The organism is Paenibacillus sp. JCM 9796, assembly GCF_055379675.1.
Map to the genome: position 1 here is coordinate 2,540,410 of NZ_AP043723.1, position 16,974 is coordinate 2,557,383.

A 16,974-nucleotide genomic window follows, 5' to 3' on the forward strand; every position below is an offset into this window, starting at 1 on the left:
CTATACCCGAAATCCAACTCTAGTCTTCTTGACGCCAAACTTCCGCGCCCAAATTTGATAGATTGGCAACCAAATGGTCGTACCCGCGATCGATGTACTCGACGCCTGTAATTTCGGTCGTTCCTTCAGATACGGTTAAACCCGCGATAACGAGCGCCGCGCCCGCCCGAAGATCGGTCGCTTTCACTTTCGCCGCGCTCAGCGGACTCCCTTCGATGATGGCGGAACGACCTTCCACTTTGATTTTGGCGCCCATACGCGCAAGCTCGGGTATATGCTTGAATCGGTTGGAATAGACAAAGTCGGACAATATACTAACGCCGCGCGTTTGCGTAAGCAAGCTGCTCATCGGCGACTGCAGATCTGTAGCGAAGCCCGGATACACGAGCGCCTTCACATCCACACTTTCATATTCCGGCTGGCCGACCACACGGATCGACTCGTCCATTTCGTAAATATGGACCCCCATTTCCTGTAACTTTGCCGTCAAGGCCTCTAAGTGTTTCGGAATTACATTGTCCACGATAACGTCGCCCCGTGTGGCGGCGGCCGCGATCATGTAAGTTCCCGCCTGTATCCGATCGGGAATGATCGAATGCCGGCAGCCGTGCATGCCATCCACGCCTTCAATACGGATGGTCTCGGTGCCCGCGCCTTTGATATTAGCCCCCATGGCATTCAAAAGTGTTGCTACATCTATGATTTCAGGCTCTTTTGCCGCGTTTTCGATAATAGTGACGCCTTTAGCCCGTGAGGCTGCCAGCATGATGTTGATCGTCGCGCCGACGCTGACGACGTCCAGATATATTTTCGCGCCGCGCAATTGCTTCGCGCGGATATGCAAAGCCCCATTCTCAGTCGTAACTTGTGCCCCCAGCGCCTCAAAACCTTTTATATGCTGATCGATCGGTCTTGGCTCGAAATTGCAGCCGCCCGGCAATCCAATCACCGCTTCGCCGAAGCGGCCCAGCAGCGCACCCATCAAATAATATGAAGCGCGCAATTTTTTTACGTTTCCGTTGGGCATATGCCTGGATACAAGCCGGCTCGGGTCAATAACCATTTGGTCCCCATCCCACCGAACCGTAGATCCCAATTCCTCGAGCAGCTCCGTATAAATGGCCACATCGCTGAGCGTAGGCAAGTTGTCCAAGGTTACTGCAGTTTCCGATAAAATCGCGGCCGGAATAAGCGCGATGGCGCTGTTCTTCGCTCCGCTGATTTGAACAGTTCCCCGCAGCGGGCGCCCGCCGGCGATCATCAATTTCTCCATTCGATGTCGTTCCTCCCACTTCCCACTTTAAAGCATAAAAAACAAAACAAAAGAGACATATCAACCTTGGTCGGACGGTAAGTATAGTGAATTACATAGGAAGAGAAGGGAAATACACCTCTGCCGGTGTATCTCCCGTATGTGTTTTAGGCTTGGTTGGAGCTGCCGAACAATACAATTTTGGATTTCACAACTTCAACCATAGCTTTGCGGGCAGGAGTGAGGTATTTACGAGGATCATACACTTTCGCATCTTTGTTCAATACATCGCGGATCGTTTGCGTACAAGCCACTTGATTCTCCGTGTTAACGTTGATTTTGCCAACGCCCGCTGCGATCGATTGCTTGATCATCTCATCCGGAACGCCGGAACCGCCGTGCAGGACAACCGGAACCGGAATGGCGCTGGCGACCTTCTCGATGATATCAAAACGGATGTTCGGCTCGCCCGCGTACATGCCGTGCGCCGTACCAACTGCGATTGCGAGGCAGTCTACGCCTGTTTCCTCGTAGAAACGGATCGCTTCTTCCGGCTTAGCCAGGTTCGCATCGGACTCATCTACGCTGATGTCATCCTCTACGCCGCCGATCGTGCCGAGCTCGCCTTCGACGGAAACGCCCATCGCGTGGGCCGCTTTCACGACTTCTTTGGTCAAGCGGATATTTTCTTCAAAGGAATAGTGGGATCCGTCGAACATGACAGAGCTGAAGCCCGCGCGGATACATTTCATCGCGACTTCAAAACTGCTGCCGTGGTCCAAATGAAGCGCGATCGGCAGCCCGGATTTCTTCGCCGCAGCTTCCGCAATCGCCACTGTAAATTCCATTCCCATATATTTCAGCGCTCCTTCGGATACGCCGAAAATAAACGGAGAATTCAGCTCTTGAGCTGCTTCCGTAATCGCTTGGGCAAACTCAAGGTTATTCATGTTAAATTGGCCAACGGCATATTTACCTGCTTTGGCTTTCGGTAGAAATTCATTCATTGAAACAAGTGGCATGGTGTTCTTCTCCTCCTTTTATATGTTGACCGTGCCAGAGAGCGATTCGCTCTCCTGTCATACTGCGCTATTATATCATAGATGGGGACAAACATTAAACATGAAATCCCCGATCGCGCACCTTTTGTGGCAGAAAAAAAGAGACCCTTCTCAGGATCCCACGGCGAATGAATTGTTATTAGGCGATCTTAACTGCTGGTTGACAGCCTGACGCAGTTCGTCGATGTCGAACGGTTTGGTGAAATGCATGATCGCGCCGAGGTCGGTCGCTTCCTTAATCATGTCGAGTTCTCCGTATGCCGTCATCATGATGACTTTAATTGAAGCGTCGATGCTCTTGATATGCTTCAGAATATCAAGGCCGTCCATACCAGGAATTTTCATATCCAACAAAACCAGATCGGGCGATACGTTTCTGACGATCTCGAGTGCAAGTTTACCGTTGGAAGCTTGATACGTTTCATATCCCTCGCTGCTAAATACTTCCATCAACAAAATGCGGATGCCGTTCTGATCATCGACGATGAGAAGCTTCTTCTTCATATGGTACCCTCCCATTTCCGTTTCCATAGGTCTGGAATTTCCGTCCCTGATTTGTCATTCTTTGTTTTGTATTCGCTACGCAAACATTGATTCCTGCCTGTGTACCGAAAAATGTTTTGAAAACTTTAACAAATCAAGCAACAATTTCAGATACGCCCTATGCATGCGGGAGTGCCGCCAAGTCAGAAGCCCTTATTAACGGGCTTGCTGATAGGCTGCTTGTACGAAATGTTTAAAGAGCGGCTGCGGACGGTTCGGCCTGGACGTAAACTCCGGATGGAACTGCACGGCCAGGAACCACGGATGATCCGGACATTCGACAATTTCGACGAGACGTCCGTCCGGGCTCGTGCCCGAAATGACAAGACCCGCCGCTTCGATGGAATCGCGGTACTCATTATTGAACTCGTAACGGTGACGATGGCGCTCATACACAAGCTCTTCGCCGTAACATTGCACGGCCAGCGAACCTTCCTTCAGCTTGCACGGGTACAGTCCGAGGCGCATCGTGCCGCCCAAGTCCTCGATGTCCTTCTGTTCCGGAAGCAGGTCAATGACCGGATACGGCGTCGTCGGATGAATCTCCGAGCTGTTCGCGCCTTCCAGCCCTAAGACCGAACGGGCGTATTCCACTACAGCCACTTGCATGCCGAGACAAATGCCGAAGAACGGAATTTTGTTCTGACGCGCATAACGGATCGCGGACACTTTACCTTCGATGCCGCGGTCTCCGAAGCCGCCCGGCACGAGAATGCCTTGAACGCCTGACAGCAGCTCGCCCACATTGTGATCAAACACTTCTTCGGCGTTAATCCAGCGAATCTTCACTTCGGTATCGGAAGCGATGCCGGCGTGGCCTAGCGATTCCACGATACTGAGGTAAGCGTCGTGCAGCGCCACGTACTTGCCGACGATGGCGATTTCGGTCGTCGTCTTGAGCGATTTGACGCGGCCGACGAGCTTCTCCCACTCCGTCATATCCGGCTCGTTCGTCGTCAGCTTCAGGTGGTTGACCACAATGTCATCCAGCCCCTGCTCGCGAAGCATGATCGGCACTTCATATAACGTTTCCGCGTCGATACATTCAATTACGGCGCCCGGGTCGACATCGCAGAATTGAGCCAGCTTGCGCTTCATGTCTTCGGCGAGCGGATGCTCGGTACGGCATACGATGACATGCGGCTGAATCCCGATGCTGCGCAATTCCTTAACGCTGTGCTGCGTCGGCTTCGTCTTCACTTCGCCCGCCGCTTTCAAATAAGGAATCAGCGTCACGTGAATGTACATCACGTTCTCGCGGCCGATATCGCTCTTGATTTGGCGAATAGCTTCCAGGAACGGCAAGCTCTCGATGTCGCCTACCGTACCCCCGATCTCGGTAATGACGACGTCGGAGTGCGCTTCGCGGCCGGCGCGGAATACCCGCTCTTTAATTTCGTTCGTAATGTGCGGGATGACCTGCACGGTACCGCCCAAATATTCGCCGCGGCGTTCCTTCGCAATGACGGACGAATAAATTTTACCCGTCGTCACGTTGCTGTTCTTGGACAGGTTAATATCGATGAAACGCTCATAGTGCCCGAGGTCGAGGTCAGTCTCCGCACCGTCGTCGGTTACGAACACTTCGCCGTGTTGATACGGACTCATCGTTCCCGGGTCGACGTTAATGTACGGGTCGAACTTCTGGATCGTGACCTTCAGCCCGCGGTTCTTCAGCAATCTGCCGAGCGAAGCGGCCGTAATTCCTTTACCCAACGAGGAAACGACGCCGCCCGTCACGAAAATATACTTGGTCATTATGTAAAACCTCCCTAGTTTAGCATGCCAAATTTGTCGTAAAAAAAAAGAAAAAGCCCCCGCTGTCGGCGGGGCACTTTTCATAGGAAAAGACCGTGTAGGTCTAAACGTCCATCTAAAGCCCAGAAAATAGTTTACTCTGAACGGTACACACTGTCAAGGACAACCGACAAATGGCAGATGATTACTTCCCGTCCTCGTCGTCGTCCGAATCGTTATCAGCTTCGTCCAACTCTTCTTCCTCATCGGACTCTTCTTCATCGATCGCCACTTCATCGAGCTCTTCTTCTACAATTTCTTCGTCCTCGAAAAATTCGGTCTCTTCTTCGATTTCTTCCTCCGTATCGAATTCGTCGCGAGGCGTATCGTAAGAATCGTATTCCTCTTCTTCGACAAACGTATCTTCTTCCTCGGCGAACAGATCCTCGTCGTCCAAATCGTCATCTTCATCGTTGATGATACGCGGACGTTTGCCGCTGCCCATGGAATCCTCGGATTTCTCGACCGGATACCAGCGCTTCAGCCCCCACAAGTTCGTTCCGACGCAGGCGAAGCGGCCGTCGATATTGATCTCAGTATATAGTTGAGCAATGACTTGCATCACTTCATCATCGGACAATCCTTTAATCTTGGCGATTTCCGCCATCAAATCCCGATAGTAATACGGCGTGTTCGCCGCTTTCAAGAGCTCGAACGCCAGATCCACCATTGGCATTTCTTTGGCTTGCTCCGCGCTCATTTTAAGCAGGTTCTGAGCACTCATTACAGGGCACATCCCTTCCGACATTATCAAACAGTTTCATCCGGCGGCTGGCCGCCTTCATACTAAAATATCCACTATCTCCAATAAGTAAACCTTATTTTATGTAAAAAAGCAACTGGTCTGCCGCAAGTCCCGCGCAAGTTTCCGGGTTATCCGTTACTAATGAAACAAAGGACCTCGCCGCTGAGCTGCCGGTCTGGACCGGAGGCTTCAGCAAGCGGGATCCTTCGTCCCGACTGTAACCCACAAAGGCGAGAGAGCGGCCCGTAACCGTTTCCGCGCTTTGACCCTATAGAAAACGGAGTTAAAGAACTCCCTCTCTAAATTATCGTATGTATCCGGCCAAACTTTGACACGGTTGGACACCCATTTATTTTTTATAGGAACATGCGTTTATACGCAAGGAAACGCCCCTACATAAAATAACGCATGGAATAGCCCTAAGTTGACGTCCAAAGCGCCTATGAATCTTCATTTTTCAACATCGCCTTCGGATGAAAATGCTTTGGCACGATTTTCATAGTAGGGGGGGATCGACTCTGGATCCATCGTCATTCGCCGAATGCCTGCATCAAGCCATGAAGGACACGGCAGAGCTTGAACGTCGGCACATTATCCGATTCGCGACCGCCCAAGATTACGACGCTTTCGCATGTCATATGAACCTCAAGTCGAAATCGTTTCCCCAGCTGCGCCAAGTCCGGCCGCTGCGCTTGATCCGAGCCATCTCCTGTCCGCTGAGCTCCGTGGACAGGATCGCGTCCACTCCCTTCGTTCAGTCGGTCGAAGCCGATGTGCGCATCCGCTTACACGCACGGGGCCCGAGCTCCGGCTCGTCTTCGCTGTACGCGGGCACACCGGCTGCCGCCGATCCGGAGGCCGTCAAGATCCCTTGGGGCATCCGCCATATCCGCGCCCCGGAAGTATGGTCGAAATCGAGAGGCGACCAAATCCGTATCGCCGTTATCGACACCGGCGCCGATTATTCGCACCCCGATCTGCGTCATTGCTTATCTCGGGGCATCAATGTGTTGAGCCACCAGCCGTACCCGATCGACGATAACGGCCACGGCACGCACATCGCCGGCACGATCGCCGCTTATACCAACCAACGCGGAATCGTAGGGGTTGCGCCGCAAGCGTTGATTCATCCGGTGAAAGCATTCGACAATCAAGGCGGCGCCTTCGTCTCCGACATCGTCAAAGGCATCGATTGGTGCGTGGCGAACGGCATGGATATCATCAACATGAGCTTTGGCATGAGAACGTACAGTAAAGCGCTTGAAGCTGCCGTGCTCAGCGCCTATCGGGCCGGCATCATCGTCATCGCGTCGTCCGGCAACGAAGGCAAGCGGGCCGAGATCGATTACCCCGCCCGCTTCCCCCAAGTCATTGCCGTCGGCGCCACGACCCGCCGCGGACGGATCGCCAGCTTCAGCAACGACGGCAAGCAAATCGACATTTATGCGCCGGGCGAGAACATTTATTCGACCTGGCTGCAAGGCAAGTACCGGGAGCTGAGCGGCACGTCGATGGCCACCTCGCACGTGACCGGCGTCGTAGCGCTGATGCTTTCCCTCAAGCCCGACCTCAAGCCGCTGCGCATTCGCATGCTGCTTCGCAAAAATGCGCGTCTGATCCTCAAGCCCGGCAAACGCGACTGCATCAAGGAGCTTCATGCGCTGCGCACAGTCAGCGCCTTATTCCGGAAAAAAAAATAATAATAGATCAACCGTGTGTTGGGGAGGCGGTCAACTCGATGGCGTAGTCGCCGGCCGCTTCACCCATAACCGTTAAGTTGTAAGCCCAGCGTAAGGTAACTGGCAGCGCCAGTCCTTCCGCCCGCTCGACGGACAAGCCGTGCGTGCGCGTCTCGATCTCCATTCGGCCGTGCGGCGTCTGCATGTACCCGATATGGCGGCGACCGGCGGCAATCGTCTGCTCGAAGCGCACGTCGCCGAACCGTACAATGCGGATTTCATCCGCTTTGACCTGCAGCGTCGTCACCGTATGGCCCATCTCCGCTTCCTCAGGCTCTTCGTACCGGATATAATAGTGGTCGCCCTTCGGGAACCATTCGCCGGTCATGTCGCGCACGATGCGTTCGCCCCCCAGCGTGCTTTGCAGGCGGATGCGGACCGCAATCTTCCCTGACCCGGCCGGCCCCTCTAGTTTGGTCATGTTCTTCATCTCTTTCGCAAAACGTATTCAACCGGGCGTTGTCTATTTGACCCAAGGTTATATAGACGGCTTACCCGGACAACCAGCTCCCGTCTTATATAACAAGGAACGATACGGATGTCAAGGTTCATTCGGGAAAACAAGTAAAACGAAATCTTATCTGCCGGGCAGCAAAAAGGAAACCTAAGCGGCCCCTGCTGCGTCTAACGTTGTACATGGTTTCATCACGATGCCGGAGGCCTATTCCTACATGATACCGAACCCCTCTCCCAGAAAGCGCAAGCTGACGAGAAGATCATTTTTGAAAAAGGCGGCTTTGACCGTGCTCGGCACGATGGCAATTCCGCCAACCGCCCTCGCTTACGCCCGTTACGCCGAGCCGAAATGGCTTGACATCGTACGCTTGAAGCTGGAAGCCCCGCGCTTGCCGCAGGCGCTGAACGGTTTAACCGTCGTCCAGTTCAGCGATACGCATCTGGGCTTTCATTATAACGCGGAAGACTTGGAGCGGTTGGCGGAGACGATCAACCGACTGAATCCCGATCTGGTCTGCTTCACGGGCGATCTCATCGATTACGCGATCGGCGCCGACGGCCCCGCCTACGCCGAAGCTTTAGGCAGGATGCAGGCCAAGCTCGGGAAATTCGCGGTGCTCGGCAATCACGATTATTTCAGCGGCCCGGCGAACGTCGCCAGGACGCTCGAAGCCGGCGGCTTCCGTACGCTGCGCAATGCCGCCTCCCGCGTGCAAAGCGAGAGCGGCATGTTCTGGGTAGCCGGTGTGGAAGATATGTGGCACGGCAAGCCGGATATTGGGAAAGCACTGGAAAAGGTACCGAAGGACGCATTCACGCTGCTGCTGTCGCATAGTCCGGATTTCGCGGACACGGCGGTACAGCACCCGGTCGATCTGCAGCTGTCCGGGCACAGTCACGGCGGTCAAGTGAGACTCCCGTTCTATGGGCATGTAGTGACGCCGAAATTCGGCAAAAAGTATGTCATCGGCGAATATGCGCTGGGCGCCAATCATTTCCGTTTATATGTCAACCGGGGCATTGGCGTTTCGCAGCATCCGATCCGGTTTCTATGCAGGCCTGAATTAACCTTCATTACTTTGCAGCGCGGGTAAGACGCACCTGCCCTGCGAACGGCTAAAGTCAATCCAAGATACAGCTCTCCAGCCCCATTTCCCTGTACGGCTTCTACGGGTCGCCCGACCAGCTCTACAAGCAAATCGGGCATGCCCCGAGCCGTCCAATCAACCCAGCGACGGCAATCGCATCAATGACCCCGTACATCGGCGAGCTGTCGATGGTCAAAGAACACCGCAAGCCGGCCGGCTGCAGCGTTCGGCTCCAACGAAACCAGCGCCGGAACACCCTCGGGACTGCAGTGTCTGCGGATCCGCTCGATCGGGGCATTGGCGGTTCGCTCAACCCGACGCACCCGAACCCCTTCGTCTCCGGGTACGTCTGTCAGCGTCACCTCGACCAAATCATGCGGCGGATTATGAGGCCCCTGGAATGTGACGACGCCAACGGTCACTTCATGTTCCCGGTTGCTGCGGTTCAACTGCCGAATTTGCAAAACACGCTCGCAGTAGAACGGTTCGCGGACACTTTGCATGAGCAAGGGCAGGTAGCGCACGATCAGCGTCTCTTCAAGCAGCTGCTCCTTCGTCTGCGATGACGGCTCATCAGCCGAAACGGACAGTGTGGCGGCAAGCAGCAGAAATCCCGACGTCAGCCCCAAGGCGACTCGCTTGATGATGGTGAACTCCCCCTTGACTCGATTTGGGGATATTATGGCCAACCCGCCGCAGCATCACTCAAGGGAAGGAGCAATCGCGCCGCAGCCCCGATGCTTGCCGGCCAAACGAAAAAAAGCCGGCCCCCCGCCCTAAGGCGTGAAGTCCGGCCGCAACTCTTGTTCAACCGCTGTGCAGCTGCTCTCGCTTACTTCACCAGACCCAGCAATATTTCGCGCATCAGCTTGCTGGCGACGATCTGTGTTTGCTCCGTCGGGTCGTAGGCGGGAGCCACTTCCACGATATCGGCGCCGACAAAGTTAAGCTCCGACGCAGCCATCGCATGAATGGCAGCGAGCAGTTCCTTCGACGTAATGCCGCCCGCTTCGGCGGTACCGGTGCCCGGTGCGCAGGACGGGTCAAGCACGTCGATGTCGATCGTCAGGTAAACGGGACGGCCGGCAAGCTCCGGCAGCACCTTTTTCAACGGCTCCAACACTTCGAACGGATAGAAATTGATATGCTCGCGCCCGAACTGGAACTCCTCGCGGGAGCCCGAGCGGATGCCGAATTGGTAAATATTCTTGCCGCCCATAAGCGCAGCCGCTTTGCGGACCGGCGTCGAGTGGGACAGCGGTTCGCCTTCATAGTGCTCACGCAGGTCGGCGTGCGCATCGATATGAATCAACGCAAGATCCGGGTACTTCTTGTACACTTCCTGGATGACCGGCCAAGAGACGAGATGCTCGCCGCCAAGACCGAACGGGAATTTGCCGTCCGCGAGCAGGCCGCTTACGTATTCGCCGATCACTTCCAGACTCCGTCCGGCGTTGCCGAACGGCAGCAGCAGATCGCCGGCGTCGAAATACGTAATATCCTCCAAGCTTTTATCGAGGTACGGGCTGTATTCCTCCAGACCGATCGACACTTCGCGGATGCGCGCCGGGCCGAACCGGGAACCGGGACGGAAGCTGACCGTATAGTCCATCGGCATGCCGTAAATGACGGCGCGGGAGGACGCATAATCGTCGGAGCTGAGAATAAAGACGTTACCGGAATATTTTTGATCGATTTTCATGTGGATTACGTCTCCCTCAGCCTATTTCGTCAAGTCTTCCACGAATTTCGGAAGCGCGAATGCCGCCTTGTGCAGGCGCGGCGTGTAGTATTTCGTATCGATCTCCGGAATGGCCGTTTCGTCAACAGCCAGCGGATCGTACTTCTTGCTGCCCATCGTGAACGTCCACAAACCGCTCGGGTATGTCGGAATATTCGCCACATACACGCGCACGATCGGGAAAATTTCCTTTACATCGCGATTGACGGTTTGGATCAAGTCCGCTTTGAACCAAGGGTTGTCCGTCTGTGCCACGAAAATGCCGTCTTCCTTCAGCGCGTCGAAGATGCCCTTGTAGAAGCCTTGCGTGAAGAGATTCACGGCTGGGCCAACCGGCTCGGTGGAATCGACCATGATGACGTCGTACGTGTTTTTGTGCTCGTGGATGTGCATGTAACCGTCGTTGACGATCACTTGCACGCGGGGGTTGTCCAATTCGCCGGCGATCGAAGGCAAGTATTGCTTCGAGTACTCGATGACTTTGCCGTCGATTTCGACAAGCACAGCCTTCTCCACTTCCGGGTGCTTCAGCACTTCGCGGATGACGCCGCCGTCGCCGCCGCCGACCACGAGCACGTGCTTCGGATTCGGGTGTGTGTACAGCGCCGGATGCGCCACCATTTCATGATAAACGAACTCGTCTTTAACCGTCGTCATCACCATGCCGTCGAGCACGAGCATTTTGCCCCATTCGGCAGTGTCGATCATCGCGAGATCTTGAAAATCGGTTTTCTCCGTAACCAGCGTTTCTTTAATTTTGGCGGTGATGCCGAAGTTCTCCGTTTGCTTCTCTGTATACCATAATTCCATTGCGCGCAAGCCACCTTTCTGAGTTAACGAACCGCGGGCCTTACATGTCAAATTGTATTATAGTAGATTACCCTGAAAATGCAAATACGAACGCGCTCCGGAACGGTAAATTTAAAAAAAATTAACGTTTTGGACACAGCCGGCTGAATACGTCTTTCTATGTTTTTCCATACTGGTTAATAGCACTTATCGTGAGCATCTTACCGCATCGCTCTTTCCGCAAGGAAGGAGCGGTCGCCAAGGAGGGTCAGCTATTGTCCGGGCAACGCATTACCGATGCCGACGAATTTCATCATAGTCGCAAAAAGGGACGCTTCCGCACGTTCCTGTCGTTCACCTTCACCTGCCTCATCCTCGGGGCCGCCTGCGGCATCGTGGGGCTGCTGTTCATGCGTTCGCAAGCGCTGCCCGTCTCCAAGATGGCGGCGGCCTCGGAGCTGTACGACGTGCACGGCAAGTTGATCGAAGCGTACGGAGGAGGCGGGAAAAACTCGCAAACCGTGCCGCTGCAGGAGATGGCGCCCAGCATCGTGGAGGCGACGCTGGCGATCGAGGACCGCAGCTTCTACGACCATTACGGCTTCGATCCGAAAGGGATCGCCCGCGCCGCAATCGTGAACCTGCAGCATATGTCCAAAGTGCAGGGCGCCGGCACGATTACGCAGCAGCTCGCGCGCAATATGTACTTGACCCATGAGCGGACATGGTCGCGCAAGCTGAAGGAGACGTATTATGCCGTGCAGATGGAGCTGCAGATGAGCAAGGATCAAATTTTGGAGCAATATTTAAATCAAATTTATTACGGCCATTCCACATACGGCATTCAATCGGCTTCCCAGCTTTTCTTCGGCAAGAGCGCCCACGATCTCACGTTGGCCGAGAGCGCGCTGCTGGCAGGCATTCCGAAGGGACCGCGCTATTATTCGCCTTATTATGACCTTGAGAATGCGCTCGGGCGTCAAAAGACGGTGCTGCAGACGATGGTCGAAGCCGGTTACATCACGCAGCAAGAAGCGGATAAGGCGGCGCGCGAGAAGCTCAAAATCATGCCGCTGGAGGCGAAGAAAACGACGGTGACCGCCCCCTACTTCCGCGACTACATTCGCAGTCAGGCGACCGAGCTGCTCGGCATCGAGGAAAAAGAATACGAAGATATGGGGCTGCGCATCTTTACCACGCTCGACTTGAATGCCCAGCAAATCGCGGAAGAAGTGATCCGCAAACAGCTGGAGCCTTACCCTGAGCTGCAAACCGCGCTCGTCTCGATCGATCCGCGCAACGGGTATGTAAAGGCGATGGTCGGCGGCCGCAGCTATGCGGACAACCAGTATAACCGGGCCTTCGCCAGTACTAGGCAGCCGGGCTCCTCGTTCAAGCCGATCGTCTATTTAACGGCGCTGAAGGAGAAGCAGTTCACCCCGGTCTCGCGTTTCAAAAGCGAACCGACCACGTTCACCTACGATCAAGGCCGCAAATCCTATACGCCGAGCAATTACGACGGCAAGTATTTCGATTGGATCGACATGCGGACGGCGATCGCCAAGTCGGACAATATTTTCGCCGTGCACACGGCGCTGGAAGCCGGACCGGACCGCGTCATCGACATGGCGCGCAGGATGGGCATCACGAGCCCGATGGAGCCGCTGCCGTCCCTTGCGCTGGGCGTGTTCCCGGTGAGCCCGTACGAGATGGCTTCCGCGTTCGGCATCTTCGCCAATCAAGGGGTGCGCGCTGCGCCGACGGCCATTCTGCGCATCGAGGACCGGCGCGGGCGGGTGCTGTACGAAGCGAGCCCTTCGGAGGAAACGATCATTGAGCCGGCCTACACGTACGTCATGACGCAGCTGATGGAGAGCGTGTTCGATCAGGGAGGCACGGGCAGCCGCGTGTCCAGCGTCCTGAAGCGTCCGGTCGCCGGCAAAACCGGCACAACCAACACGGACGCCTGGATGGTCGGGTATACGCCCGAGCTGTCGACGGCCGTCTGGGTCGGGTACGACAAGGACCGCAACATCGGTAATGTCGAATCGCACCTGGCGGCGCCGATCTTCGCCGAGTTCACGGAGCGGACTCTGGAATCCGTGCCTCCGAAGATGTTTCCGATTCCCGAGGGCGTGGTCAACGTCTACATTGATCCCGCAACAGGCAAGCTCGCCAACGACAGCTGCCCGAAATCGCGGATGGAAGCCTTCATCCAAGGCACGGAGCCGAAGGAATACTGCTCGCAGGAGCCGGTGAAGGACGAGCCGGTTAAGCAGGATCCGGGCAAAACCGGCGGCTCGTGGTGGAACGATTTGAAGCGCTGGTGGGCGAGCTGACAGCTGCAATGGCACGCAAGCAAGCGGAAGGCGGCAAGGGCAGACGGTTGAGGTTGATGCAGGCGCAGCTGTACAGACGCATTGGCGGACTGTTGATAGCCTGGACAGACCCCGCGCGCGTAAACAGGCGCAGGGTAGCGTTGGCAGAAGGTTGACGGCAGGTCAAACATAGGCGGCAAGAGGGGCTCCCGGCAAGCCGGATCGTTGATCCGTTTGCCCGAGGGGTCCTTTTCGTTTGAACGCTCGCCTTTCCGGTGATAACGACAGACGCGCGGCGGAAATAACGGAATTGTCCCGTGCTAGCGATCGCGCAGCCCCTCATGGATGTCAGGCGCATGGCCGCTTTGGCGCAGAAGGCCCGGCTTCGCCGGACAACACAAAAAGGCAGACCGAGAGGTCTGCCTTCCTGCTGTCCTAGTATATGATGCATATACTAGGCATTAGTATACATCGTTATGGATGGTGACACAATACCGTCACATAATGTACAAAAATTTAAGCAAGCGCCGTCTTTAGCGACTCGTCCGACCGTTCCCACATCCCCGGATCGTTCTCGATCAGCAGGTTTTTGAGCAGCGCCTTTTCCTTCTCTCCCAGATTGTCGACCATAATTTTGCGCTTGAGCGCATAGTCCATCCGGTTGACGTGATCGGCAAGAACTTTCCAGCCGCGGCGGTTGTCCGGATCGACGGTCATCTCGCAGGAGGTTACGCCGGCGTAATATTTGCCGTCCTCATGGAAGTCGACGGCCACCCAAACGATCCAGCAAGGCCGGCCGTTCGGCACTTCATCCTTGTTCGGCGAAAACTTGATTCCCTTCTCCACCCTGCTCTTCGCATGCAGCGCGCCTAAGTCCAAGTACGCCTCGTCTCCATCGATAATAACGCTGGACAATTGACTTAAATCAATCGAGCCCTGCCCGAAGCCGCGGTGCTTCGTTTCTTTTTTATTGACGATATTTAAAGCCGGCAGTTTCTTCTTCTCGCCAGACTCCGCATTCGCCTGTCCGCCGGCGCCCAAATCCTTTGTATCCACCGTTACATCCCCTTCCTTTCACTACCTTCATAGGTTTAACGTCTACCCGTCTTTCTTTTATTATCCATGAAACAGTGAGGCTTGACAATTTTTTGTTCATGGTTTCTTGTCCCGTTACATATACATGCCTTAGATGCTTGTCAACGGGGTGAAAATCGATGAGTAAACGACTCGGCAACCGACTTGCCATATGGGGCTGCGTGACGGTCCTCGCCTGCAGCAGCGCCCTGCTGCCAGGCGCGATTTTTTCGAACGAAATACGGACAGGCGATGCGGACGGAGGCTGGCAGCTGCCCTACAGCGCTGCCACTGCGGCTTCCGCCAGGCCGGACGCCTCTGCGCCGGGCCCTCTTGCCCTGAAGCCGGCCCGCACCGCGGGCGAGCATGCGCACGCGGTGGTCGCGGCGCCGGCCTGGCCGTCCGCCCGGGGGCAAGCGGACGGCTCGTCCACCGGCTTATTCTTGCCTGGCAGCGAAGCGCTGCCGGTCAGCGGGCGGGTTACCGAGCCTGCGGCGCCTCCGCCCGCGCCGCCGAGCTTGCCGGCGAGGCCGGTTGAGAAGCCTTCGCCCAGACCCTTGTCCAACCGCATCGTCGAATACCACCTGAACGCTGAGTTCGACGCCGAGGGCAAACTGATTCACGGCACCTCCTCCCTCACTTGGAAAAACCCCGGCAGTGTCCCGGTCCAGGATCTGTACTTCCACTTGTATCCGAATGCGTTCGAATCGAAAAAAACGACGTTCATGCAGGAGTCCGGCGGCAAGCTGCGCGAGGATGCAAGCACGGAAGACAACTACGGGAGCATGAAGCTCATTTCCATTCAAATGCTGAACGGGAATGAAACGGAGCTGACCGACCGGATCGAGTACGTGCAGCCGGACGACGGCAACGTTCATGACCGGACGCTCGTGAAGGTGCCGCTGCCGAAGGCTGTCGCCCCGGGCGAGCAGGTGACGCTGCTCACCTCGTTCACGGTGCAGCTGCCGCAAGTGTTTGCGCGTATGGGGTACGCCGGCGACTTCATGATGGCGGGGCAGTGGTACCCGAAAATCGCCGTCTATGAGCCCAAAGGAACGCGCGGGCAAGCGGAAGAAGGCTGGAATTTGCACCAGTATCACGGGAACTCCGAGTTTTATGCCGACTTCGGCATCTACAATGTGAAGCTGCGCGTGCCGGTGGGCTATACCGTGGCGGCGAGCGGATTCCCGACCAAACCTGTTGTGAACGACGGCAAGACGCGGCTCTATACCTTCTACGCCGACGACGTTCACGATTTCGCCTGGGCCGCCTCACCGAACTTCGTCTACTTCGAGGAGCCTTATGCCACCAAGGATTTGCCTGGCGTCCGGATCAAGCTGTATCTCGATCCGAAGCACGAGCATCTGAAAGCGCGTTATATGACGGCCGCGAAAAAAGCGCTCGCCCGCTATTCGGAATGGTACGGCAGCTATCCTTACTCGACACTGTCCATTGTCGTGCCTCCGGAGAACGGCAACGGCGCCGGCGGTATGGAGTATCCGACGCTCGTCACCGCTTGGGGAGCAGGCGAAGACAACCCGAGCCTTGAGCTCGAACGCGTCATCGTTCATGAGATCGGGCATCAGTTTTTTTACGGCATGGTAGCCAGCAACGAATTCGAGGAAGCCTGGCTGGACGAAGGGTTCACGTCCTACGCCGAAGATAGGCTGATGGAGAAAGAGTACGGCGTGCGTTCGAACCGTCTCGTCGAATCGAGCTACATCACCGCCCCTGCTTCACTCAAGCTGAACGCCTGGAACTATGCGGGGCACGGCAACTACGCCGAGAATGTCTATACCCGGGCCAAGCTCGTGCTGAAGGCGATAGAAGGGCAAGCGGGCCAGGAGACGATGAATAAAATTATGCGGACGTACTTCCAGCGCTGGAAGTTCAAGCATCCGTCCACCGAAGATTTTCAACGCACCGTGGAAGATGTGACGAAATCGAGCTGGAAAGAATTTTTCGATCAATATGTGTACGGCGGCATGATGGCCAATTATGAAGTGGCGGGGATCCAGACGAAGAAGATGACGGAGAACGGCCAAACGGTGTACGAGAACAGCGTCAAACTGCGCAAGCTCGGCGGCACCGTCCCGAGCGTCCCGGTTCGATTCCACTTTGCCGACGGCACGCAAATCGATAAGACATGGAACGGCTCTGAGAGCGAAATCATCTACAAGCTGACGCATGCCGCGACGCTCGACTGGGCGGCGATCGATCCGCAGCATACGATCGTGCTGGAAAACAAGCGGATTAACGGCTTTATGAAGACGAACGTGGATACGAAGCTGTCCGTCCGCTGGAATATGGGCATCGTTAAAATACTGGAGACCTTGTTCGGCTGGGTCGCGTGGTGAGGAGGGTTCGTACA

At 55.7% G+C, this 16,974-nt stretch carries 15 protein-coding genes; 5 read left to right on the forward strand and 10 right to left on the reverse strand.

The features are described from left to right. Positions 1–19: 19 nt before the first annotated feature. The 5 genes from ACZ439_RS12245 to rpoE all read right to left on the reverse strand — a co-directional run bounded on the left by ACZ439_RS12245 (position 20) and on the right by rpoE (position 5,377). Positions 20–1,273, reverse strand: a complete 1,254-nt coding sequence (locus tag ACZ439_RS12245) for a UDP-N-acetylglucosamine 1-carboxyvinyltransferase (RefSeq protein ID WP_141336644.1) — start codon at positions 1,271–1,273, stop codon at positions 20–22. Between the two features lie 146 nt (positions 1,274–1,419). Next, a complete protein-coding gene (fba, locus tag ACZ439_RS12250; protein WP_054798088.1) occupies positions 1,420–2,274 on the reverse strand; it encodes a class II fructose-1,6-bisphosphate aldolase in 855 nt (284 codons plus the stop codon). A gap of 150 nt (positions 2,275–2,424) precedes the next feature. Further along, a complete protein-coding gene (locus ACZ439_RS12255) occupies positions 2,425–2,817 on the reverse strand; it encodes a response regulator (protein WP_054798095.1) in 393 nt (130 codons plus the stop codon). Between the two features lie 195 nt (positions 2,818–3,012). Beyond that, positions 3,013–4,614 (reverse strand): CTP synthase, encoded by a 1,602-nt coding sequence (locus ACZ439_RS12260; protein ID WP_054798087.1) that lies wholly within the window; start codon positions 4,612–4,614, stop codon positions 3,013–3,015. A 184-nt stretch (positions 4,615–4,798) separates the two neighbouring features. Then, the gene (gene rpoE / locus ACZ439_RS12265; protein WP_054798094.1) at positions 4,799–5,377 is read right to left on the reverse strand and encodes a DNA-directed RNA polymerase subunit delta; all 579 of its coding nucleotides are present in this window, start codon (positions 5,375–5,377) and stop codon (positions 4,799–4,801) included. Positions 5,378–5,955: 578 nt separating this feature from the next. On the opposite strand from rpoE, the gene ACZ439_RS12270 reads away from it, so the two are divergent. Continuing rightward, on the forward strand, positions 5,956–7,098 hold the full coding sequence (locus tag ACZ439_RS12270; RefSeq protein WP_054800394.1) for a S8 family serine peptidase: 1,143 nt from the start codon (positions 5,956–5,958) through the stop codon (positions 7,096–7,098). A gap of 7 nt (positions 7,099–7,105) precedes the next feature. Here ACZ439_RS12270 and ACZ439_RS12275 read toward each other — a convergent pair whose 3' ends face one another. Continuing rightward, complete coding sequence (locus tag ACZ439_RS12275; protein WP_054798086.1) at positions 7,106–7,558, reverse strand: YwiB family protein; 453 nt, start codon at positions 7,556–7,558, stop codon at positions 7,106–7,108. 250 nt (positions 7,559–7,808) lie between these two features. Here ACZ439_RS12275 and ACZ439_RS12280 point away from each other — a divergent pair, with 250 nt between their 5' ends. After that, positions 7,809–8,687 (forward strand): metallophosphoesterase, encoded by an 879-nt coding sequence (locus ACZ439_RS12280; RefSeq protein WP_054798085.1) that lies wholly within the window; start codon positions 7,809–7,811, stop codon positions 8,685–8,687. A gap of 152 nt (positions 8,688–8,839) precedes the next feature. Here ACZ439_RS12280 and ACZ439_RS12285 read toward each other — a convergent pair whose 3' ends face one another. The 3 genes from ACZ439_RS12285 to speE all read right to left on the reverse strand — a co-directional run bounded on the left by ACZ439_RS12285 (position 8,840) and on the right by speE (position 11,232). Further along, positions 8,840–9,370: a DUF3888 domain-containing protein gene (locus ACZ439_RS12285; protein WP_464621035.1), complete on the reverse strand. Its 531-nt coding sequence runs from the start codon at positions 9,368–9,370 to the stop codon at positions 8,840–8,842. 143 nt (positions 9,371–9,513) lie between these two features. Then, on the reverse strand, positions 9,514–10,383 hold the full coding sequence (speB, locus tag ACZ439_RS12290) for an agmatinase (protein WP_054798083.1): 870 nt from the start codon (positions 10,381–10,383) through the stop codon (positions 9,514–9,516). A 21-nt stretch (positions 10,384–10,404) separates the two neighbouring features. Continuing rightward, positions 10,405–11,232, reverse strand: coding sequence for a polyamine aminopropyltransferase (gene speE / locus ACZ439_RS12295; protein ID WP_054800395.1), 828 nt, complete (start codon positions 11,230–11,232; stop codon positions 10,405–10,407). 254 nt (positions 11,233–11,486) lie between these two features. Between speE and ACZ439_RS12300 the strand changes: the two genes are divergently transcribed. Both ACZ439_RS12300 and ACZ439_RS12305 read left to right on the forward strand, forming a co-directional pair. After that, positions 11,487–13,550, forward strand: a complete 2,064-nt coding sequence (locus ACZ439_RS12300) for a transglycosylase domain-containing protein (protein ID WP_230876360.1) — start codon at positions 11,487–11,489, stop codon at positions 13,548–13,550. Further along, complete coding sequence (locus ACZ439_RS12305) at positions 13,517–13,705, forward strand: hypothetical protein (protein WP_054798081.1); 189 nt, start codon at positions 13,517–13,519, stop codon at positions 13,703–13,705. The genes ACZ439_RS12300 and ACZ439_RS12305 overlap by 34 nt, the downstream gene beginning before the upstream one ends. 340 nt (positions 13,706–14,045) lie before the next feature. Here the strand turns inward: ACZ439_RS12305 and ACZ439_RS12310 are convergent, their stop codons facing one another. Continuing rightward, positions 14,046–14,585 (reverse strand): YwhD family protein, encoded by a 540-nt coding sequence (locus ACZ439_RS12310; RefSeq protein WP_236595716.1) that lies wholly within the window; start codon positions 14,583–14,585, stop codon positions 14,046–14,048. 356 nt (positions 14,586–14,941) lie between these two features. Between ACZ439_RS12310 and ACZ439_RS12315 the strand changes: the two genes are divergently transcribed. Then, positions 14,942–16,960: a M1 family metallopeptidase gene (locus ACZ439_RS12315; protein ID WP_464621127.1), complete on the forward strand. Its 2,019-nt coding sequence runs from the start codon at positions 14,942–14,944 to the stop codon at positions 16,958–16,960. The last annotated feature ends 14 nt before the right edge of the window (positions 16,961–16,974 follow it).